Source organism: Sediminibacillus massiliensis, from assembly GCF_900156915.1.
Lineage (GTDB): Bacteria > Bacillota > Bacilli > Bacillales > Amphibacillaceae > Sediminibacillus_A > Sediminibacillus_A massiliensis.
In genome coordinates, this window is the sequence record NZ_LT732535.1 from 2821420 (window position 1) to 2842055 (window position 20636).

General features: G+C 42.5%; 22 protein-coding genes and 1 other RNA gene. 14 read left to right on the forward strand and 9 right to left on the reverse strand.

Annotated features, from left to right (window positions below):
- Nucleotides 1-90 precede the first annotated feature (90 nt).
- The 3 genes from CZ434_RS14680 to CZ434_RS22685 are packed head-to-tail and all read left to right on the forward strand — an operon-like array spanning nucleotide 91 to nucleotide 1566.
- Nucleotides 91-300 carry a BhlA/UviB family holin-like peptide gene (locus tag CZ434_RS14680; RefSeq protein WP_077623851.1) on the forward strand — a complete coding sequence of 70 codons (210 nt, stop codon included), beginning with the start codon at nucleotides 91-93 and terminating at the stop codon, nucleotides 298-300.
- Between the two features lie 37 nt (nucleotides 301-337).
- A complete protein-coding gene (locus tag CZ434_RS14685) occupies nucleotides 338-598 on the forward strand; it encodes a holin (RefSeq protein WP_077623852.1) in 261 nt (86 codons plus the stop codon).
- A gap of 17 nt (nucleotides 599-615) precedes the next feature.
- Nucleotides 616-1566, forward strand: a complete 951-nt coding sequence (locus tag CZ434_RS22685; protein ID WP_077623853.1) for a peptidoglycan-binding protein — start codon at nucleotides 616-618, stop codon at nucleotides 1564-1566.
- Nucleotides 1567-1878: 312 nt separating this feature from the next.
- On the opposite strand, the gene CZ434_RS22240 is transcribed toward CZ434_RS22685, so the two are convergent.
- The 5 genes from CZ434_RS22240 to CZ434_RS14710 all read right to left on the reverse strand — a co-directional run bounded on the left by CZ434_RS22240 (nucleotide 1879) and on the right by CZ434_RS14710 (nucleotide 6858).
- Complete coding sequence (locus tag CZ434_RS22240; RefSeq protein ID WP_179107288.1) at nucleotides 1879-2043, reverse strand: hypothetical protein; 165 nt, start codon at nucleotides 2041-2043, stop codon at nucleotides 1879-1881.
- Nucleotides 2044-2342: 299 nt separating this feature from the next.
- A complete protein-coding gene (locus tag CZ434_RS14695; RefSeq protein ID WP_077623854.1) occupies nucleotides 2343-3587 on the reverse strand; it encodes a Ger(x)C family spore germination protein in 1245 nt (414 codons plus the stop codon).
- On the reverse strand, nucleotides 3584-4678 hold the full coding sequence (locus CZ434_RS14700) for a GerAB/ArcD/ProY family transporter (RefSeq protein ID WP_077623855.1): 1095 nt from the start codon (nucleotides 4676-4678) through the stop codon (nucleotides 3584-3586). The genes CZ434_RS14695 and CZ434_RS14700 overlap by 4 nt, the downstream gene beginning before the upstream one ends.
- Before the next feature lie 15 nt (nucleotides 4679-4693).
- Nucleotides 4694-6169, reverse strand: coding sequence for a spore germination protein (locus tag CZ434_RS14705; RefSeq protein WP_245830998.1), 1476 nt, complete (start codon nucleotides 6167-6169; stop codon nucleotides 4694-4696).
- Nucleotides 6170-6318: 149 nt separating this feature from the next.
- Complete coding sequence (locus CZ434_RS14710; RefSeq protein ID WP_077623857.1) at nucleotides 6319-6858, reverse strand: YceI family protein; 540 nt, start codon at nucleotides 6856-6858, stop codon at nucleotides 6319-6321.
- Between the two features lie 239 nt (nucleotides 6859-7097).
- Between CZ434_RS14710 and aldA the strand changes: the two genes are divergently transcribed.
- The 4 genes from aldA (at nucleotide 7098) to CZ434_RS14730 (ending at nucleotide 11995) form a co-directional block, all read left to right on the forward strand.
- A complete protein-coding gene (gene aldA / locus CZ434_RS14715; RefSeq protein ID WP_077623858.1) occupies nucleotides 7098-8537 on the forward strand; it encodes an aldehyde dehydrogenase in 1440 nt (479 codons plus the stop codon).
- Nucleotides 8538-8828: 291 nt separating this feature from the next.
- Nucleotides 8829-10544 (forward strand): acetate--CoA ligase, encoded by a 1716-nt coding sequence (gene acsA / locus CZ434_RS14720; protein ID WP_077623859.1) that lies wholly within the window; start codon nucleotides 8829-8831, stop codon nucleotides 10542-10544.
- A gap of 117 nt (nucleotides 10545-10661) precedes the next feature.
- Nucleotides 10662-11174 carry a type 1 glutamine amidotransferase domain-containing protein gene (locus CZ434_RS14725; protein WP_077623860.1) on the forward strand — a complete coding sequence of 171 codons (513 nt, stop codon included), beginning with the start codon at nucleotides 10662-10664 and terminating at the stop codon, nucleotides 11172-11174.
- 74 nt (nucleotides 11175-11248) lie between these two features.
- The gene (locus CZ434_RS14730) at nucleotides 11249-11995 is read left to right on the forward strand and encodes a DUF3891 family protein (protein ID WP_077623861.1); all 747 of its coding nucleotides are present in this window, start codon (nucleotides 11249-11251) and stop codon (nucleotides 11993-11995) included.
- Here CZ434_RS14730 and CZ434_RS14735 read toward each other — a convergent pair whose 3' ends face one another.
- The 4 genes from CZ434_RS14735 to CZ434_RS14750 all read right to left on the reverse strand — a co-directional run bounded on the left by CZ434_RS14735 (nucleotide 11996) and on the right by CZ434_RS14750 (nucleotide 15810).
- Nucleotides 11996-12607: a DUF421 domain-containing protein gene (locus CZ434_RS14735; protein ID WP_077623862.1), complete on the reverse strand. Its 612-nt coding sequence runs from the start codon at nucleotides 12605-12607 to the stop codon at nucleotides 11996-11998.
- Nucleotides 12608-12714: 107 nt separating this feature from the next.
- Nucleotides 12715-13734 carry an LCP family protein gene (locus CZ434_RS14740; RefSeq protein WP_077623863.1) on the reverse strand — a complete coding sequence of 340 codons (1020 nt, stop codon included), beginning with the start codon at nucleotides 13732-13734 and terminating at the stop codon, nucleotides 12715-12717.
- A gap of 145 nt (nucleotides 13735-13879) precedes the next feature.
- Nucleotides 13880-15172: a glycoside hydrolase family 18 protein gene (locus CZ434_RS14745; protein WP_077623864.1), complete on the reverse strand. Its 1293-nt coding sequence runs from the start codon at nucleotides 15170-15172 to the stop codon at nucleotides 13880-13882.
- A 101-nt stretch (nucleotides 15173-15273) separates the two neighbouring features.
- Nucleotides 15274-15810, reverse strand: coding sequence for a cysteine hydrolase family protein (locus CZ434_RS14750; protein ID WP_077623865.1), 537 nt, complete (start codon nucleotides 15808-15810; stop codon nucleotides 15274-15276).
- Between the two features lie 75 nt (nucleotides 15811-15885).
- Between CZ434_RS14750 and tadA the strand changes: the two genes are divergently transcribed.
- The 7 genes from tadA (at nucleotide 15886) to CZ434_RS14785 (ending at nucleotide 20108) form a co-directional block, all read left to right on the forward strand.
- Complete coding sequence (tadA, locus tag CZ434_RS14755; protein WP_077623866.1) at nucleotides 15886-16356, forward strand: tRNA adenosine(34) deaminase TadA; 471 nt, start codon at nucleotides 15886-15888, stop codon at nucleotides 16354-16356.
- Between the two features lie 96 nt (nucleotides 16357-16452).
- An RNA gene (ffs, locus tag CZ434_RS14760) (signal recognition particle sRNA large type) lies at nucleotides 16453-16718 on the forward strand.
- Between the two features lie 152 nt (nucleotides 16719-16870).
- Nucleotides 16871-18559, forward strand: coding sequence for a DNA polymerase III subunit gamma/tau (gene dnaX, locus CZ434_RS14765; protein WP_077623867.1), 1689 nt, complete (start codon nucleotides 16871-16873; stop codon nucleotides 18557-18559).
- Nucleotides 18560-18583: 24 nt separating this feature from the next.
- Nucleotides 18584-18907 (forward strand): YbaB/EbfC family nucleoid-associated protein, encoded by a 324-nt coding sequence (locus CZ434_RS14770; protein WP_077623868.1) that lies wholly within the window; start codon nucleotides 18584-18586, stop codon nucleotides 18905-18907.
- Nucleotides 18908-18919: 12 nt separating this feature from the next.
- Complete coding sequence (gene recR, locus CZ434_RS14775; RefSeq protein ID WP_077623869.1) at nucleotides 18920-19516, forward strand: recombination mediator RecR; 597 nt, start codon at nucleotides 18920-18922, stop codon at nucleotides 19514-19516.
- Between the two features lie 41 nt (nucleotides 19517-19557).
- On the forward strand, nucleotides 19558-19770 hold the full coding sequence (locus CZ434_RS14780) for a YaaL family protein (RefSeq protein WP_245830999.1): 213 nt from the start codon (nucleotides 19558-19560) through the stop codon (nucleotides 19768-19770).
- Nucleotides 19771-19841: 71 nt separating this feature from the next.
- Nucleotides 19842-20108 (forward strand): pro-sigmaK processing inhibitor BofA family protein, encoded by a 267-nt coding sequence (locus tag CZ434_RS14785; RefSeq protein ID WP_077623871.1) that lies wholly within the window; start codon nucleotides 19842-19844, stop codon nucleotides 20106-20108.
- Nucleotides 20109-20636: the final 528 nt, after the last annotated feature.

Sequence of the window (20636 nt, forward strand, 5' to 3'; positions counted from 1 at the left end):
CCTGTCATCAACGGGGAATTGATAATGGTTTAACTGGTGGCCATATACAGATATACGAAAGATTTAATTGGTTTACGGGGGGTCAATAGAATGGAGGAGATCACCATCGAAACGGTGCTTCAGTATTTTTTAACACAGGGTCCTTTCGCGGCTCTTTTTGTATGGTTGTTGATATATGTAATGAATGCAAACCAACAGAGAGAAATGCGATTGCAGAGTTTATTAGAAAAATTCAGCGAAAAATATGACGACGTTATTGATGAATTGAAAGATATAAAAGACCGATTGCCGCCCAGGTAGTCGGTTTTTTAATGCAATTAAAAGGAGGTGATCAAACATGGAAGAAGTTTTGATTTTTGCTACAGTCCTGCTGCCTTTTGTCACTGCTTTAGTTGAATTAGCGAAGAAAACAATAAATATCCCGAAAAACATTGTCCCCGCCATTTCTTTCCTGGTGGGGATTCTTATTGGCGCTATTGCCTACCCATTCACTGATGTTGAATTGGTGCTGAGATTATGGGCCGGAGGCATTGCAGGATTAGCTGGAACTGGATTATTCGAATTGGCGGTTAATAAGCGAGAAGGCACAACAAAATAAAAAGGAGTGTGTTTCATATGGCGTTATCAGTACAAACATTGATTGATCGTTCTGTAAGGAATATGGGTAGTGGAATTCATCCAGTCGTAAAAGAAGCAGCTATTGAAGTGATCAAAAGAGCATATGACGAAGGCATCTATGCACAAATTTCTTCCGGTTATCGTAGTAACGCACGACAGCAACAGCTATACAACCAAGGGCGAACTACGCCAGGTAATATTGTTACCAACGCCCGTCCTGGCACAAGCTATCACAACTATGGTTTGGCTGTAGACTATTTCCTTGTTTCTAGCGATGGGTCTAAAGCGTTATGGACAGTGAATAACAAATGGAAACGGGTTGCAGCTATTGGTAAGTCTCTTGGTTTTGAGTGGGGAGGCGATTGGACAAGCTTTAAAGATTATCCTCACTTACAAATGACAGGTGGATTGTCTATTTCTCAATTACAACGTGGAGCAAGACCTAATTTGAGTTCAAAGGCTAAAGTTGGCCAAGTGAAATCAGCTACTGCAAAAGGGTTTTACGAGAATGGAGACTCAGGACCTGAGGTGGAAGCATTTCAAAAACGGTTGCTGGATCTTGGTTATAAGCTGCCGAAATATGGCGCGGATGGTAACTTTGGAGACGAAACAGAAGATGCAGTCAGACAGTTCCAAGAAGATCGTGAAATTGAAGTTGATGGATTTGTAGGCCCGGAAACACAAGCGGAACTTAAAAAGGATAACAAAATAAAGGTCCCAGAAACTAACTTAAAGAGAGGAGATTCTGGGACGGAAGTGGAAGATATGCAAGCGGCCTTTGCCTCCATTTACTTCTATCCAGAAAAAGGCGCTAAAAATAATGGAATAGATGGAAGATACGGACCTAAAACAGAAAATTGCGTATATAGATTTCAAAAATATTATGGTCTTAAAAAGGATGGAAAGTATGGTCCTGAAACGAGAGGAAAGCTTAAACAACTTGTCTAATAGCACTTTAAAAGGCTATATTGGAAATATCCTTTCATGTTCCATTTATTGGATTCCCCCTCTTATTAAAGAGGGGGCTTTTTTATTGGTCCAAAGACGGGACATGGATATTAAATACCAACAAATAAAAATCACGAAATATTTAAATGTATTTTTGATGATTAGCGTTTTATAAGGGTAAACAAATACCTACAAACGCCAATAAATATAACTGAACGATTTCCTAAACCATGCGTCGCAGGTTCGAATCCTGCTGGGGCCGTACCATTATGCCATGAATGCCGGGGGTTTTTGTTTAAACCCCCGGCATTTTTATATGCGAAAAGGATAGGGGATATAGATGAAAATATTCTTTGAACCGACCCTGAGTATAATGGTCAATCCTCTTTTACCATCATGCTCTATCAGAATTTTTCTTTTCGGCTGAGTTATATACAGCATATACGTATCATCTCTGGTGATCTGTGTAACTTTCATTCAATCACCCCTAAAAAGAACATTTGTTCCCCTATTTTACTCTAAGTCAGGTTGTATAGCAAGATGGCAGGAAATGATTTTTAAGTTAAATGAAAAATACCAAGGGAATTTCCCTTGGTATGGACTGCTGCCAGTCAAGTAAAAAAGAAGATAAAGGGTGAGGCGATAGCAACTAAAGCTAATATGGCCGTCCCGATTGCGCCTGCTTTGTTTCCTTCCTTGTAAACCGTCTTTGAGAAAGAGATACAATAGTAGGCAATATATAAAGAAATCAGGAGAATCAATAGTCTTCCCATCGTCTAGTCCCTCACTTCATCTAGATTTGAGTCATTGATCATTTTTCCGAAATAAAGCTGTTTCAGTTCAAAATTCACGTCGATATCGGCATTTGGGTAAATTTTATTGTTCCAGTCCGCTTCCTCGAATTCCTTAACTGTTTTGAAATATTTTCGAATATAGAGGGACCAGTAAAATGGATCTGTCCCATACTCTTCCTGCGTTTTTTTGACAAGGCTGTCTGCCGCATCATCAAGAATTTTTGATAGATGTTTTTGCAGCATGGTTCTTTCCGCTTGGTTGGTGGAGTAATCAATCAGGCTCGGAATAGCGACTACCTCAAGGGTGAATGGGACGGTGACATTTATTTTGGTTGATTGGCCTTTTTTATAGTCGATCTCTACTTTTGTGTCCCTTTCTTTTGAGAAGGTTGCAGCTATTCTGTACTTTTCATTTTTCGGATCAGGATATGTAGCAAAATAGGCTTCCATGTCCATTGTGTCATCCAATACATTGGCAATCCTGGTTTCCTGTCCAGTGAGGGTATCGATCATCGTTCCTTCTTTAAAAACTGCAGCGCCCATAAACTCAGTAGGGTTCCCGCCTTCTATCGGGACCTGCCCTGCCGTGTATTCATCTTCATGGCCTTTTTCCTTGTTATTCCGTTGTTCTTTTTCGGTTGTTGCATATATGGCTAAAAAGGCATCTGCATCCCCTTCGGTAATTTGAAAAAATCGGTGGGCATCCGCTTCCGGGATAATTCCGGTTTCCCTGGCCCGGTTCAGCATATATTGGTAATATTTATGTGGCCGTGTTTCCATCAGTGGTTTATTATTGTTCAGAAAGTCGCTTGCGTTTTCTTTTGAAACAATGATTTGGACAGACCTTCTTAACTCGGTAGTTCTTGTTACTGCCTGGATGACTCGAATAAATTCCCCAGAACGAGCTAGATCCTCCGAGACAACAATAACTTTTGTATGATCCAGCGCAAGCTGCTTTGTTATGACAGAGTTGGCCGTGTCCTTGGCGGTAAGCAGGTCACTTCCTTCTAATGTCACGGTTTCTCTCGGTTCTTCCTGGGCACCGCTTCCTGTAAGTGCACTGCCGACTTCCGGATTTGCAGACTGAAACGTAATTTTATATTTTCCTTGTTCGTCCGCTTTATCGACTCCTATAGCAATAACATAAGATTGCTCTTCGATTTCGATACGATCAAAGCACCCCGATAAAATGAACGGGATGACTAACAAGAGGAGGATTTTTTTCATAATCGCTTTAATTCTCCTTTTAATTTAGCTACTATCCAAAGCAATACAGGAAATGCAATCAAAATAGGTGTGGCGATATCCATCAATCTTGCCTTGAATACCAATTCATTCATCACCGCGTTCTCCGGTATCATGCCAAAGACGACCCCGAAAAAAGCAAATGGAAGAATGAGCGGTTCAAATTCTTTAATATTGAAAATGGCGCCGAAAATCCAAGATATACAGTAGAGATAAATCATGTACTTTATATAGGCGGCAAACAGCCAGAAAATCATAAAAAATGTTTCGATGTTTGTGAAAAAAGCACCGATATCCACGTATTGGGTAAGCTCGTGGAAAGGAAATGCCACTTTGTCTATAGAATTGTAGTCGAAAATCGTGCAATATAACAAGAAGAAGAATGTCATTTCAAAAAAGATGAACACAAAGCCTGTCAAAATGCCTCTTGTGAATTTTTTCGAGCTGTCGAATACATTGTAGACCATGGCAAGGATAAAAAAATCTGAAAAAAGAGATGCTTTTTTAGCCCCTTCAATAAGAAGCAAACTCAATCCCTTTCCAAAAATGGGAAAAATCCTCATAAAAATCGCTTCCCGAAAAGCCAGCACAACCAGTAGAAATACAGAAGCCTTTATGTAAAAAAGAAACAACCAGGAAGTGGAACCGATTGTTTCCAATCCTCTTTTAGCCCCGTAAAAAGCTATAAGAAAAAAGACAAAAAAGATGAAAGGCGTCGGGGTTTCAGGAAAGTATAGAAGCTTTAACTGTTCCGTGTAACTTCGTCCTTCCACAGCCATCATGCTGAAAAAAATCAAAAACAGGATAAAACAGAGGATTTTGCCGACCGTCTTTCCCATTATTTGTTCGGAAAGTTCTACAAGGTTCTTGTTTTTGTACTTTCTCAACAGATAATAAAGCAGCAAAATAGAAGGAAGGATTACGACAATAGAAATAAATGGCATCATCCAGAAAGCATTGCCGCCGTACTGGGCGAACAGAGATGGGGTTGTATTCGATATTTTGACGCCGAGCATGAGGATGATCATGGCAAAAGCTTCCCTTGCTCCGAGTCTTGATTCCTTTTTGAACATCGTAATCCTCCTTTTCTACCCTTTTTTTCTAATGTCCTTTGGTTTTAACTGGCCAGGCCGAAAGTATTCGTTCTTGATCATTTTCCGGAACAAGGTATCCTGTGTTGATTTGTAAGCAGGCGATAATGGAGACAGGAATGGGACCCCGAACGATTTGATGGATGCCAAATACATCATCCATAAGAGAAAAGCTCCAGTCAGGCTGAGCATTCCCATGAAAGAAGCAGCAAAAATAAAAATGAATCTCGTGATCCGGATGGTGTAGTTCATGCTGACATTGGCGACGGCGAAAGAGCATAGCCCTGACAATGCGACGATAATAACGACAATCGGACTGACAATATTTGCTTCAACCGCTGCCTGTCCGATAATCAAGGCTCCTACGATCCCGATCGTCGGTCCTAATGGATTGGGAATTCTCAATCCCGCTTCACGAATCAATTCAAAAGCTAACTCCATTAACAATACTTCGAAAATGACCGGAAAAGGCACTCGTTCCCTGGCGGCAGTAATGGCCAATAGTAAGTCCGGCGGAATCATTTCTGTATGGTAATTGGTTATCGCAATGTAGGTCGCAGAAACCAACAGGGACAAAATAAAGGCAAAAAATCTTATCAGCCTGGAGAAGTTACCGAAAAGGAACCGTAGATAGCGATCCTCTCCTGAATGAAAAAAGGACCAAAAGGTGACCGGTAATACCAGACATGCCGAAGAGTTTTCCATAAGCAAAACAATATAGCCATCTTCTAGATGGGAAGCAGCACGATCAGGGCGCTCGGTGTACAGCATCGTGGAAACGATGGAATATGGCCTCTCTTCGATGTATTGTTCGAGTGATTCGATATTCCTCACATTGTCCACGGATAAGTCGGAAATGCGTTCCCGCACATTTTCGAGAACTTCATTGTTGACTACATCTTTCACATACATGATGGTTACATCCAGTTTTGATCGGTCTCCTACGGCTTTTCCCTCGGCTATCAACTGTTTGTCATGGATTCGTTTGCGGATCAGGGAGATGTTTACAAACAAAGACTCCGTAAAGGCTTCTTTCGGCGCCTTCACAGCATTTTCATTTTCTGGTTTTCCTATGCTGCGGTGTTTAAAGTCCGAGACATTCAGGGAATATCCTATTTTTTCGTCCTCAAAGAGGAGTACGACATTCCCACTGTTAATGTCATCTTCTGCGTCTTGGAGGTTTTTGATCTCCTTGATTTTCTCTATCGTTAAAATGGAATAGATATCGTCACCATCTGCCTCAAGGAGCGGGCGGATGATTCCTTGGTAAATTTTCTGTTGATTTACTATGGAAGAGTAAAAGAATAACTGAACTGTTTTCTGGTTATAAGCAGCCATTAACTCTCTTACGGTAAAGTCTTTGTTAAGGCCAAACGAAAATAATTCTTTGAGGTTCTTTGTGTTTTTGCTTAAATTTCGGCTTAAAGGCAATGCTTTATTATCTTCTGTTTGTTTCTTTTTTCGGAAAAACACAGAAATACCCCCAATTTTTTTCTTGGAGTTATTGTTTGCCAAATACATGAAATTATGAAAAAAGGAAGAGGAATATTTATAGTAAGAGGAGATTTGGCGGGAAAATAAAAATCAACCACCCTTGTAACGGGTGGTTGATTTGTTGGTATTTATGCTTCTGTATTAGTAGTGGCTTCCAATTCGATCGAAATTTTGATTTCGTCCCCGATAAGCACACCACCGGTTTCAAGAGCGGCATTGTATGTCAAACCATAGTCACTGCGTTTGATTTTTCCATCTGCGCTGAAACCATATACTTGATTTCCCCATGGATCTTTTCCGCTTCCTTCGAAGTCCACTTTGAATGTTTCTTGATTAGTCGTACCTCTGATAGTAAGGTCACCAATGATTTCGTATTGATCTTCTCCGACTTTTTTAACATCTGTTGATTTGAAAGTCATCTTCGGGTTGTTTTCTACATCGAAAAAGTCTCCAGAACGCAAATGGGTGTCACGCTGGTCATTGCGGGTATCCACGCTGTTGACATCTACGGTGAAATCTACTTCAGCAGTAGTCATATCTGCCGGATCTGCCACGATTGTTGCATCAAAATCATGGAATGTCCCTTTCACTTTGGATACCATCATGTGTTTTACCGAAAAGTCTACACTAGTATGTGTCGGATCTACCTTAAAAGTTTGCTTTGCCATTTCCAATCCCTCCATCAAATGTTTTCAAGATTATTTTAAATGAGTAAGTTACTTTCTGTAAGTAAGTATATAATAGTAAATTCCATGCGTCAACCATTATATTTTGAAACTAGGATAAATTTTTATGGTTCTTTTTACAAGCAATAAAGGCCGGGATTGTTCCTGTGATCCTTCGGTTTCAAGATGGGAAAAAGGTGGAAGAAGTAGATAAAGTCCTATTTTTAAAAAGGAGGATGTATATGCAGCTCCATCAGTTTTATATAAATGGACAGTGGATAGAAGCATCGACTAATGAGACGATTGATATTTTGAACCCGTCAACAGAAGAATTGATTTCACGAGTGCCCAAAGGAAATGAAGAAGACGTCAATAAAGCAGTCGAAGCGGCATTTGAGGCACAAAAGAGTTGGGAACACACACCAGCTGTTGAAAGAGGAAAAGTGGTAAGAAAGCTTGGAGACAGGATAGAAGAAAGAAGAGAGCGGTTTATTGAGTTATTGCAGGAAGAACAAGGCAAAGATTATGAGCTGGCAAGCGGCGAAATAGACCTGGCGATCGACTACTTCCGTTATATGTCGGAATGGGCGCGCCGGATTGAAGGGGATATTGTCCCGAGTGACAGGCCAAACGAAAACATTTTTATTTATAAAAAGCCGATCGGGGTAATCGGCGGTATTGTGCCATGGAACTTCCCGATGTTCATTTTGGCCAGAAAGGTGGCCACAGCACTTGTGACTGGCTGTACCATCGTGTTGAAGCCAAGTCAGAAAACCCCTAATACCGCCATAGAATTTACAAAGTTAGTAGATGAAATGGAGGAAATCCCGAGGGGCGTTTATAATCTTATCACCGGAACCGGTTCTACAATGGGTAATGCCCTTGCATCCCATCCAAAGGTGGCCATGGTTTCGATGACGGGAAGTGTGGGAGCTGGCACTAAAGTCATGGAAGCCGCTGCCCAGAATATCACGAAAGTAAATCTGGAACTTGGCGGAAAGGCTCCGGCCATCGTGACGGAAAATGCCGATTTGGATTTGGCAGTTGAAAACATCAAGCTATCGAGAGTGGCCAACAGCGGGCAGGCATGTACAAATGCGGAACGTGTATATGTCCATGAAAATGTCGCTGAAGATTTCATTGGTAAATTGAAACAGGCGTTTGAAGGAATTACAATCGACAACCCGCTGGAAAACAAGGATGCGGATATGGGTCCACTTGTCAGTGAAGACAGGCTGGAAGAAGTAGAAGAGATGGTGCAACAGGCAGTCAACCAAGGAGCTACCGTCGTGACCGGGGGTAAACGCCCAGAAGTAGATGCAGGTTACTTCTATGAGCCGACGATCGTCAAAGATGTGAAACAGGACATGGAAATAATACAAGAAGAAATATTCGGTCCTGTCATCCCGGTGATGACTTTTAAAACCCTTGAGGAAGCAATTGAACTGGGAAACGATACAGAATATGGCTTATCCTCTTCCGTTTATACGGATGATGTGCATGAAGCGATGCGAGTGGTCAATGAATTGAAGTTTGGGGAAACATTCGTCAACAGGGAGAACTTTGAAGCTGTTCAAGGGTACCATGCCGGAATGAGAAAATCCGGTCTTGGTGGAACAGATGGAAAACACGGAATGGAAGACTTCCTGGTCACGCAAACAGTTTATATGCAATATAAGTAATCATTATCAAGGCTTACCGCTGGAATATGGCGGTAAGCCCTTTTGGTATTTGTTGGTGTTTTTCTCTTTAAAATTGTCACAGAATCGTCTAAAATAGAATCAAATAAAGGAATTTTTCCAAAATTTAATAAAATTCCTTAATGCAACATATGTTGTTGAGGGAGAAGAAAATTGTGTTCTGTAAGCAAGGAAGCAAAAGCGTTACTGCGGGGCGATATCCCATGCTCTTTCCTTTGCAAACCCGTTTACTAATTTGAAATCGTTTTCAAAATCTTAAAATGAGGTGATCTAATGGACATGCAACCAATCCCAGCAAGAGAAGGAAACCACAATCTTAAAAACTATGAAAAAACCCGTGAATCTTTTAATTGGGAAAAGGTGAAAGAAACATTCAGCTGGCACGAGACAGGGAAAGTGAACATTGCCTATGAAACGATCGACCGCCATGCAGAAAACCCCACCAAAAAGGATAAACCGGCCCTGATCTATTCTGCACCGGACAGGGAAGAAAAATGGACCTTCGAACAATTAAAAAAGGCAAGCAACAAATTCGCTAATATACTGCAGGCCAACAATGTGGAAAAAGGCGACCGTGTATTTCTGTTCATGCCGAGAAGTCCCGAATTTTATGCAGCGTTTTTCGGCATATTGAAAGTAGGGGCAATTGCTGGTCCGCTTTTCGAAGCTTTCATGGAACAGGCTGTCCGCGACCGTCTGGAAGATAGTGAAGCAACCATGTTGATTACCACTCCGGAACTGCTTGGAAGAGTGCCGCAGGATGAATTGCCTCATCTTAAGAAAATCGTATTAGTAGGAGAACCGCAAGAGCAATCAGATAAATACATCGATTATTATAAAGAAATGGAAAATGCCTCCGAGGAGTTTGAAATCAATTGGGTTGATCTGGAGGATGGTATGCTGCTACATTATACATCGGGATCAACCGGAAAACCCAAAGGGGTGTACCACGTCCACAATGCGATGATACAGCACTATGCGACTGGTGACTGGGTCCTGGACTTAAAAGAAGATGATATATACTGGTGTACCGCAGATCCCGGCTGGGTGACCGGGACAAGTTATGGAATATTTGCTCCATGGCTCCACGGGGTCACAAACGTAATCCGGGGCGGGCGGTTCACAGCTGAATCCTGGTATGAAACCTTGGACAAATATAACGTATCAGTCTGGTACACAGCCCCTACAGCACTGAGGAAGCTGGTCAGTTCCGGTGAAAAGGTCGTCAAACAGTTTGATTTATCTTCCTTGAGGCACATATTGAGTGTCGGTGAACCATTGAATCCGGAAGTCATAACATGGGGAGTGAACACCTTTAACCTACGGATCCATGATACTTGGTGGATGACCGAGACAGGTGCAATGCTTATCGTCAACTTCCCGGATATGGATATTCGTCCCGGTTCCATGGGGAAACCAATCCCCGGGGTAGAGGCTTCGATCATCGATAATGAAGGAAATGAACTTCCTCCTAATCAAATGGGGAACCTGGCTATTAAGCAGGGCTGGCCTTCGATGATGCGTGCGATTTGGAACAATCCTGGCAAGTATGAAAGCTATTTCATCAATGGCTGGTATGTTTCCGGTGATAGTGCTTACCGTGATGAAGACGGTTATTTCTGGTTCCAGGGAAGACTGGATGATGTGATCAATACTTCCGGGGAAAGAGTAGGGCCGTTTGAGGTGGAAAGTAAATTGATCGAACATGAGGCCGTTTCCGAAGCGGGTGTTATCGGTAAACCAGACCCAGAACGCGGGGAAATCATCAAAGCCTTTATCACATTGAATGAAGGCTACCAAGCCTCCGATGAACTGGTGGAGGATATACGGAAATTCGTCAAAACAGGATTGAGTGCCCACGCTGCTCCAAGAGAAATTGAGATCAAGGATACCATTCCAAAGACAAGGAGCGGTAAAATCATGCGCCGCTTGTTGAAATCATGGGAATTAGGATTGCCGACCGGTGATACATCAACATTGGAAGAATAAACAAAAAGCATCGGATTTTTCCGGTGCTTTTGCCGTTCCTATGTTTAATTCCGTTACACCCGGGTAAATTATCGTTGTAACCAAATCCTAATTATGGAAAAAGGAGTGTTGTTTACAATGAGTAAAATTGCATGTGTCCTTACCGATATGTTCGAAGATGTAGAATATACAGATCCAGCCAAAGCCTATAAGGAAGCTGGACACGAAATCGTGACAATTGAAAAAGAAAAAGGCAAGCAGGTCACTGGTAAACAAGGTGAAGAAACAGTAACCATTGATCAAGGAATCGACGATGTTAAGCCGGAAGACTTTGATGCTTTGTTCATCCCTGGTGGTTTTTCTCCAGACCAGTTACGCGCAGATGAACGTTTCGTGAAGTTTGCCAAACATTTCATGGATGAGAAAAAACCGGTATTCGCTATTTGTCACGGTCCACAGCTGCTTATTACAGCTAAAACACTTGAAGGTCGTAAAGCGACTGGCTTTAAATCTATCCAAGTCGATATGGAGTATGCCGGAGCAGATTTAAAAGACGAAGAAGTTGTCGTCTGCGGCAACCAATTGGTAACCAGCCGTCAACCAGATGATATTCCTGCATTCAACCGCGAATCCCTTGCATTGCTCGGTTAATGAATGATGAAGAAAAGGCTGTTCACCTGAGCAGCCTTTTCTTTTTACTTAATTAAAGAATGGGGTTTTGATGAATGATTGTTAATCATGTTGGAAAAGAGATCGAGTTGATCAAACAGCATGAACATGCCCGCTTGTCTTGTATGATTGCTGAACACTGGCAAAAGGAGCATTTCCCAAGTTCGGATTATAGAGAGGATATTCTGTATGCCGCCAGACATCACGACCGGGCATGGATTCCGTTAGATCAGGAGCTTTTATGGAATCCTCAAACCAATTCCCCATACGACTTCACAAGTTATCCTTTTCAGGAGAAGTTATCCGCATACACAAACGGAATCGATGAGGTGGAGGCTGAAACGGCGTTTGGAGCCATCCTTTGCAGTAAACACTATTCTTCTTTTTTCCAAAAGAAGAAGGACCAGCCAGCAATGATTGATCGATTTCTTGAACAGGAAAATGCAAGACAGAACAGGCTCCGCCAACAAGTGGGAATACATAATGAAAATCAGTTGGAACAGGCTTTTAAACTGCTTCAGTTCTGTGATGACCTGTCATTGTATGCATGCATGAACGCACCCGGCACAGCCAAAGCAGATGAAGTCCCCTGGTTCCGGGAGGGTTTCCGGCAAAGATTTTCTTTTGCCCCTCATGGGCTGATGGCTGAGTGGATGAATGAACAAGATATCAGAGTTACCCCTTTCCCTTTTAAACAGATATTTGCTTACGAGATCCCTTTCAAAAAAATACTGAAACACGAAGATACGGAAATGACCTTGCCCAAGAAGGATTTCATCAAAAAAATACAGTTTGTCCCATAACTATTGCAATTGATCCGGAGGCTGATTCGGGTGGTTATGAGATACTTCCTCGAATAATTGATTGACTTTGGGCTGGGAAGGCGGTTGTAGATTGGACAAAGAATCAGGGTTTAGCATACTTGGATGAATCAATTTCTTGAACTCTCCGATTGTCAGCGGCTTTGCATCGTCTTTCAATTCATATCCAAGCTGGCCGTTCGGTTCCAGTGTTGCTGTTTTTACATCCGAGATTTTTGTAATTCCCTGTTGCCTTAGGAACATTTCCAACTGGTCGACGGTCAATCGATGCTTTTTCAACTGGGACTCCATCAACTGTCCGTTTTGAATCATTACTTTGGATTTCCCAGTGATGAACGTCTCCACCGCATTTACTCTTACCTGCAGCCATTCAATGACAACAAGGGTCATGATGAAAATGGCCGCGACAATGATTGTTCTGGTGACGCTCGTTTCGATAATAGGTTGGATGATAATGGAGCCGATCGAAATCATGATTACCGTTTGGGCAAGAGTCATCTGCGAGATAGACTTTCTGCCGGAGATTCGCAGCAATAAAATTCCGGCAAGGACAAGAATGATCGATTTGATTACAAATGCTAAATCTATATTCATATTGCTCACACTCCTTTTGTAATAGTGTGAACTGTTCATAAAAAATTATGATAAACCAAAAAGCCTGTTCCGGTCTCTGCAAAAAAGAACATGGAACAGGCTTTTTGTTAGTTGCTGCTTTCAGAGGGAAGGTCCAACTCCTGTCTGATTTTTTGACTAGTCGTACGTAACCCCTCTTCAGTAGGGATGAAATAATACGAACCACCGACTCTTTGATTAGATCCTTCTAATTCAATAGTTTCAATTTTAGAAGAGTCCATGGAAGAATAAACTCTTTGCAGCGTATAAATTTCACCGGGAGTCAGGTTGGTATCGATCCTTTTCCGTAAGATTTTTGATATATCATCTACTTTAAAAATGGTTCCAGCTGAAATGGCTTCGTCAATTGCCGACTTAATAAATTGCCTCTGCCTTTCCTCCCTGGAGTAAATATTATTCACATCCCGTTTTCTCATCCGGACAAAGGCAAGTGCTTCTTCCCCGTCAAGATGGGCAGGGCCTTCTTCGAAGTAGATCCGATTATTGTCATCGTAAATGTTTTTCTCCCAGAATGGTTCTTTAATATCGATTGTTACCCCATCAAGCGCATCGACGATATCTCTGAACCCTTCAAAGTTAATAGCGATATATTTGTCGATCGGAACATCCAGCAGATTTTCGGCTGTTTCCACCGTTAGTTTGTTGGCGCCATAGCCAGTAATCGATCCATATGTGTATGTAGCGTTGATCTTATGATAGCCAGCATACTCTTCGGGCTGGACCAAATTAACGCGTGTATCACGAGGGATAGTGGTCATGGTCATTTTTTCGGTATCAGGATTAAGGGTGATAATTACTTGGGAATCAGCCCGGCCGTTTTTGCCGCCTGTCTGATAGTCCTCGATTCCAAGGAGTAAAATAGATACCGGATCTTCACCAATTTTCACATCCTCTTCCCGCAACTCCGATTTTTCACCTGGCCTGTCCAACTCCTCATAAGAACCTTTAGCAGCGGTATAAGCTTGATAAAAAATATATCCTCCTGTAACGAGCATGGCAAAAACAGCCAGCACAAGGAATAAGCCAATGATATTCTTCCACTTTAGTCTTCTTCGTCTTCTTCTCTTAATTACCCGCTTTTTAGCCAAATAAAGTACCCCTCTTTACCTAAACAATGAAATTCTCTTAAACATTATAAGTAAAGAAGGGCATCTGTATCAATTTAATATGGGAAAGTTCTTTAAAAAAAGGAAATAAGCCTTATTTATCAGGGCTTTATTTCCTTTTTTCTCGTTATTCGTTCCGTTTTTCTATATCGAAGTTGCTTTCTAACAGGAGCCAGTTCTGAGGAAAGGCCAATCCCAACTTCCAATAGCTGATACCACGCAGATCAAGCTCTTTGATCAACTCAAACTTAGCCTGAATGGAACGGGCGTCCTCAAACCAGACTTCATGTCTGCTCCCCTCTTCATCCGTATACAAATAAAAAGGGGCCTGGGCCTCTGCATCATACTCGATATCCACGTTGTACTCTCTAGCCCTGGCAATTGCCTGTTGGGGGCTAAGTGCTTCTGCATATTCGCCGCCAGGTTCATATGGGAGCGTCCAGTCATAGCCATATAGATTCTGTCCAAGCATAATTTTATCTGCGGGCATTTCTGTCAAAGCGTATTCGACTACTTCCCTTACTCGGTTGATTGGCGAAACAGCCATTGCCGGTCCACCACTGTATCCCCACTCATAGGTCATCAATACGACAAAGTCGGCTATTTCTCCGTGGGCTGCATAATCATGTGCCTCATACCATTCCCCTTCTTGTTCTGCACTTGTTTTTGGAGCAAGGGCGGTAGACATAAGCAATCCTGCCTCGGATAACCGTTGTTTTGCCCTTCTGAGGAAATTGTTATAGTCTTCCCTGTTTTCCGGGGGCAGGAATTCAAAGTCAAAATGGACGTCCCCGAAGCCTACTTCATTAGCTGTGGAGATAATATTGTCTAGTAATGTATTTTCTACTTCCCGATTTGTGACAATGATGCGGCCGAGTTCTGCACTGAAGGCACCCTCTTCCAGATTTGTGACAACCAGTACAAGGGCAGCATTGTTCTCAGCAGCAATAGCTGCAAAATTGTCCAAAGGCGGCGGTATCAACGTTCCGTCACGGTTTATTCGATAGTTGAATGGCGCGAGATAAGTTAGGTATGGGGCGTTTTTTTGCGCAGAGTTTACCAATGTTTCCGAAACCGTTTCTCCATATGGTTCTATATAAGCATTTACTTCGATACTTGTGACATCTCTGGGAGGGATATAAAGTCTGGCCCCGACAGCCAATGGAGCGTTCGGGTCGATATTGTTCACTCTGACAAGTTCCTGAAAATTTATACCGAACTTTTGTGCGATCGAATATAGCCCCTCTCCTTCCTGTACATAATAAATGTTGCCCTCAATAGGGATAACAAGGGCCTGGCCGACAACCAAATCTCCCGGGGCATCCAACTCATTGGCTTCGATTACCGCTTCAGGAGTGGCGCCATATCGCCTCGCGATCGAGTAGGTCGACTCTCCGGGGGCCACTACATGGATTTGCACGTGCAGTCCTCCTCTCAATGATCCATACAGCCAGTATGCTGTGTGATATCTGCCGTTTGGGCGGATTGATCTTTTATCATCCTATGAGAGGTGGTGGGAGTTTATGAAACGATTATCGGTTCTGTGTCGGCGTTCAGTTTTGTTTCCATCAGGCGTAGTGCCCGCTCGTTTTGTTGATCTTCATTGGAGGCGATACAGTTTTTTGGTACACTGATATTGAATTCACGCATATGTGCATCATTTGCTGTGAACAGGACACAGATATCCCCCGCGATTCCTGCGAAAATGATATGGTCAACTTCCAGTTCCTTTAATAAGGATTCCAAAGCTGTCTGGTAAAAACCGGAGTGTTTCGGTTTCATCAAAAAGTAGTCATCATGGGTTGGCCGCATACTATCAATGATGTCAGCATTCTCATCGTTTCTGCAATGATCGCTGATCTTTTGAAAATCGGATTGCCAAATGCCATAGTGATCATTTACATAGATAAAAGGAATTTGTTCTTTTCTGGCATGTTCCTTCAATTTCACTAAATGAGGAAGGATTTTTTTGGTGTTCTTCAGCAGTTGTTCTCCCTCCGGGAAATCAAAATTATTTAAAATATCGATGAGGACGATGGCGGTATGATTTTTTTTCACTGTAATTCTCCTTTCTTCATTATATATTTATCTAAATTGAGGTAAATGAAACCTAAAACGAAAAGTGGGTCTAAAATGAATGATCAAGAGTACATGCAACTTGCTATATTAGAAGCTAAAAAGGCAGAACAATTAGGAGAGGTTCCCATCGGAGCGGTAATTGTTCATCAGGATGAAGTAATAGCCTCTTCCTTCAATTTAAGGGAATCGCTTCAAACCACTGCATCACATGCTGAATTGATTGCCATAGATAAGGCAAATGAACATATCGGCAGCTGGAGGCTGGAAGACTGCACGCTCTATGTCACGTTAGAGCCCTGTCCCATGTGTGCCGGCGCAATCTTGCAAGCAAGGATTCCGAGGATTGTATTTGGAGCATATGACCAAAAAGCAGGCTGTGCAGGAACATTGATGAACCTATTGGAGGATGACAGGTTCAACCATGTAGCAGAGGTGAACGGCGGTGTCCTGGAAGAAGAATGCGGACAGATGCTTACCGACTTTTTTCGGAACTTAAGGAAAAAAAGAAAGGACAGTCGATTGTAATCATTTCCAGTCGCCACCTATTGCAATTTTCGCGAAAAGTAGTTATACTATGAATTGCGCTATCACAGCGCACCATAATAATAGTTAGCAAATTTGTCGTGCTAGGCGGGGAGGTAGCGGTGCCCTGTACTCGCAATCCGCTATAGCGAGGCTGAATCCCCATCCCAGGTGGTAGAGCTTTAAGGCCTGCCTCAAGGGATTGGTGTTGACACCCGGGTCCTGCGCAACGGGAACCCGTGAATCCTGTCAGGTCCGGAAGGAAGCAGCAGTAAGCGGTCATTCTCGTGTGCCGCGGGGAAGCCCGGGTCGAGCCATGAACTTGAGTAACGCTTAGGGCTTTATCATCGAAGATGGGTGCACGGCTTTATACATGATAAATTCAACCTCTTGTCAGCTTCCGGCAAGAGGTTTTTAGTATAGAAAGTTACTTCTGCTTTTTTTGCTGTAATGTTTCCATAGGAAATGCAATTCAGTTATAATTAAGTAAGAATGAATAAAAGGGGCAAGTGATCAAATGAGCTATCAGGCACTTTACCGTGTTTGGCGTCCGAAGAGCTTTTCAGACGTAGTAGGACAAACCCATATTACCCGGACATTACAGAATGCTATTGTCCAGCAAAAGTTTTCTCATGCATACTTATTCTCCGGGCCCCGCGGGACCGGGAAAACAAGTGCGGCTAAAATCTTCTCCAAAACCATCAACTGTGAACACTCTCCTGTAATGGAGCCCTGCAATGAATGTGCTGCCTGCAGAGGCATTCAGGATGGGTCGATTTCTGATGTTATAGAAATAGACGCGGCTTCCAACAATGGAGTGGAGCAGATTCGCGATATCCGTGACAAAGTAAAGTATGCTCCAAGTGCGGTCACTTATAAGGTGTATATTATCGATGAAGTGCATATGCTTTCTATCGGGGCTTTTAATGCATTGTTAAAGACATTGGAAGAACCCCCTAAACATGTCATCTTCATTCTTGCTACAACGGAACCTCACAAAATCCCTTTAACGATCATTTCCCGCTGTCAACGTTTTGATTTCAAGCGCATCTCCCAGTCATCCATGGTTGAACGGATGAAAGAGATAACGAATTCAGAAGGGATTACGGCCTCCGAAGAAGCACTGGAAGCTGTAGCCTTATCAGCTGAAGGCGGCATGCGTGATGCTTTGAGCATCTTGGATCAAGCTGTATCCTATAGCGAGGAACAAGTAGCCCTGGAAGATGTCCTGGCAGTCACGGGATCTGTTTCTCAAGACAAACTCACCCATGTGACGAAAGCCATGCACAATCGCGATGTGCAGCAGGCTCTCCAGTATGTGGATGAACTCATCCAGGAGGGGAAAGATCCAGGAAGGTTTGTTTTTGACTTAATCTACTATTTACGCGATTTGCTGATGTACAAAAGTGCGCCGGATTTGGAAAATATTCTTGAAAGAGCAATCCTGAATGAAAGCTTCAAACAGCTGGCTGCTGAGATTGATCCCTCTTGGATTCAGGAGGCTATAAAATTACTCAATGAGTGCCAGCAGGAAATAAAGTGGACAAACAGCCCAAAGGTATTTATAGAAATCGCAGTACTGAATATCACAGATCAGCAGCAACAGACATCTGCTGAGGAAACAGAAGCGGTCAGCGGTTTGACGAACAAGCTGCAAGAGCTGGAGAAAGAACTAAGAGAACTGAAACAGAACGGTGTTGCGGCAAACGACAATGCCGGTGCGGCAACTGCTCCCCAGCGAAGCCAGCCAAGGCCGAATAAAAATAGTTATAAGATTCCATATGAACGGATCAGGCAGGTTTTGGGCGATGCATCGAAATCGGAACTGAAAAATGTGCAGGGCCAATGGGCCAACTTTATGAACAGCCTCAAAAAGAAAAGCGCACCGGCACATGCTACGATTCAAAACAGTAAGCCCAGTGCTGCATCAAAGGAAGCTCTGGTTATTGCTTTCAAATATGAAATTCATTGTTCACTTGCTTTGGACCATAGGCAAACGATAGAATCTATATTAACGGATACAATGGGAAGAGAACTGAAGGTCATCCCGATTCCGGAAGCGAACTGGCAGGAATTGCGAGAAGAATACATCAAGAAACAACGCCAGCAAGAAAGTGAAGAAAATGAGGGCACTCCTGAGGAAGATCCTCTTGTCGCTGAAGCAAGGAAACTTGTTGGTGATGATTTGTTGGAAATACACGAATAAAACTATTTTAAAGGAGGGGTTTCCATGCGTGGTGGTGGAAATATGAACAAAATGATGAAACAAATGCAGAAAATGCAGAAGGATATGATGAAAGCTCAGGAAGAGCTTCATGAAATGACTTTTGAAGGTACGGCAGGCGGCGGAATGGTTAAGGTTGTAGCCAATGGAAAAAAAGAAATAACAGATGTCCAAATCGATGAAGAAGCAGTGGACCCTGATGATGTAGAAATGCTTCAGGACTTGATTCTTGCTGCAACAAACGATGTCATTAAGCAAGTGGAAGATAAAACAAACGATACAATGGGACAATTCACGAAAGGTTTGAATATGCCTGGAGGAATGTTCTAGGAGGCATGCTTCATGTATTATCCTGAACCGATTTCAAAGCTGATCGACAGCTTTACAAAATTGCCGGGGATCGGACCGAAAACTGCTGTCCGCCTGGCATTTTTCGTTCTAAATATGAAAGAAGATGATGTACTCGACTTTGCAAAAGCTCTGGTGAATGCCAAAAGAGAGCTTACTCATTGCTCGGTATGCGGACATATTACTGATCAAGACCCTTGTTCCATCTGTCAGGATGAATCAAGGGATAACTCTGTGATTTGTGTTGTGCAAGATCCGAAAGATGTAATAGCCATGGAGAAAATGAAGGAATTCAGTGGGAAATACCATGTTCTTCATGGGGCAATCTCGCCGATGGATGGGATTGGACCGGAAGATATTAATGTTCCCTCTCTTCTAAATCGACTAAAAGATGAAGGGGTGGAAGAACTAATATTGGCGACAAACCCTAATATCGAGGGAGAAGCAACAGCAATGTACATCTCAAGGCTGGTGAAGCCTTCTGGTATAAGAATTACCAGAATTGCGCATGGACTCCCTATGGGCGGGGATTTGGAATATGCAGATGAAGTGACTCTTTCCAAGGCCTTGGAAGGCAGAAGAGAATTATAAGTCAGCGCTGGTAAAAGGGCATGGGAAGGACAGGTGAAAGTGTGTTTCGAAGCAGAAAACTTAGAAAGAAAGATGTAGACAGACAGTTGTTAAATGATATATATCAATCAAAAGAAGAATGGCGAAGCATTAAATCAATTATTGAAAAAAGTGTGGAGCCGACCGAACGAGGCAGATTTGATCTAGCGGTCGCCGAAGTGAAATATTTCTATCTGTTAAGAGAAGCAAGGCAACGCAAAGTAAGTGCCAGATAAATTAACATAAGTTCTTTTTCTTCCCTTGGCTTCATATTTTATAAGGAGGACAAGCGGAAGGAGAGATAATAGTGGATACAACTTTAGTGATCATCAGCATGGTTGTACTAATTGCTTTACTATTAGTCGTAGGAGCGCCGATAAAACCAATGCGCTTTGCAGCCCAAGGAGCGGTTAAATTAGTAATAGGAGTTTTGTTCTTATTCTTTTTTAATGTGTTTGGGGCTTCTATAGGACTACATCTTCCTATTAATTTATATACTGCACTAATAACAGGATTTTTAGGAATACCTGGTCTTGCTTCATTAGCTGCAATCCATATATTCGTTTTAGGTTAAGGGCTTCCAAAAAATGGAGGCTCTTTTTCTATTGCCGACTTTAATTTTATATGGTATATTATTTCTTGTCGCTTCGAAAGACGGAAAAAAGTTATTGACTTTTGAAGCTAAAACATGTTACATTATTATAGTCGCCGTAACGGAGACAAAAAAACGAAGTAAAAAAAATTGTTGACAAGGAAATGGAAGTCATGTTATGATATTTAAGTCGCCTTTCAGACGACAACAACGAAATTTGATCTTTGAAAACTGAACAAAACAATCATTATGTCAAGCAAGAAATGCTAGTCAAGTTTTCGAGCAAGCAAGCTCACATTTTATGGAGAGTTTGATCTTGGCTCAGGACGAACGCTGGCGGCGTGCCTAATACATGCAAGTCGAGCGCGGGAAGCAAGCAATCACCCTTCGGGGTGTGCGCTTGTGGAACGAGCGGCGGACGGGTGAGTAACACGTGGGCAACCTGCCTGTAAGACTGGGATAACCCCGGGAAACCGGGGCTAATACCGGATAACACTTTTCTCTGCATGG

Bases quoted from the DNA above. Each gene is read 5' to 3' on its own strand.
- CZ434_RS14710 (WP_077623857.1), bottom strand. From the start codon at position 6,858: ATGGCAAAGCAAACTTTTAAGGTAGATCCGACACATACTAGTGTAGAC.
- CZ434_RS14735 (WP_077623862.1), bottom strand. From the start codon at position 12,607: ATGAATATAGATTTAGCATTTGTAATCAAATCGATCATTCTTGTCCTT.
- CZ434_RS14700 (WP_077623855.1), bottom strand. From the start codon at position 4,678: ATGTTCAAAAAGGAATCAAGACTCGGAGCAAGGGAAGCTTTTGCCATG.
- CZ434_RS14770 (WP_077623868.1), top strand. From the start codon at position 18,584: ATGCGTGGTGGTGGAAATATGAACAAAATGATGAAACAAATGCAGAAA.
- CZ434_RS14730 (WP_077623861.1), top strand. From the start codon at position 11,249: ATGATTGTTAATCATGTTGGAAAAGAGATCGAGTTGATCAAACAGCAT.
- CZ434_RS22685 (WP_077623853.1), top strand. From the start codon at position 616: ATGGCGTTATCAGTACAAACATTGATTGATCGTTCTGTAAGGAATATG.
- CZ434_RS22240 (WP_179107288.1), bottom strand. From the start codon at position 2,043: ATGAAAGTTACACAGATCACCAGAGATGATACGTATATGCTGTATATA.
- acsA (WP_077623859.1), top strand. From the start codon at position 8,829: ATGGACATGCAACCAATCCCAGCAAGAGAAGGAAACCACAATCTTAAA.
- tadA (WP_077623866.1), top strand. From the start codon at position 15,886: ATGAATGATCAAGAGTACATGCAACTTGCTATATTAGAAGCTAAAAAG.
- aldA (WP_077623858.1), top strand. From the start codon at position 7,098: ATGCAGCTCCATCAGTTTTATATAAATGGACAGTGGATAGAAGCATCG.
- CZ434_RS14695 (WP_077623854.1), bottom strand. From the start codon at position 3,587: ATGAAAAAAATCCTCCTCTTGTTAGTCATCCCGTTCATTTTATCGGGG.
- recR (WP_077623869.1), top strand. From the start codon at position 18,920: ATGTATTATCCTGAACCGATTTCAAAGCTGATCGACAGCTTTACAAAA.
- dnaX (WP_077623867.1), top strand. From the start codon at position 16,871: ATGAGCTATCAGGCACTTTACCGTGTTTGGCGTCCGAAGAGCTTTTCA.
- CZ434_RS14685 (WP_077623852.1), top strand. From the start codon at position 338: ATGGAAGAAGTTTTGATTTTTGCTACAGTCCTGCTGCCTTTTGTCACT.
- CZ434_RS14680 (WP_077623851.1), top strand. From the start codon at position 91: ATGGAGGAGATCACCATCGAAACGGTGCTTCAGTATTTTTTAACACAG.
- CZ434_RS14725 (WP_077623860.1), top strand. From the start codon at position 10,662: ATGAGTAAAATTGCATGTGTCCTTACCGATATGTTCGAAGATGTAGAA.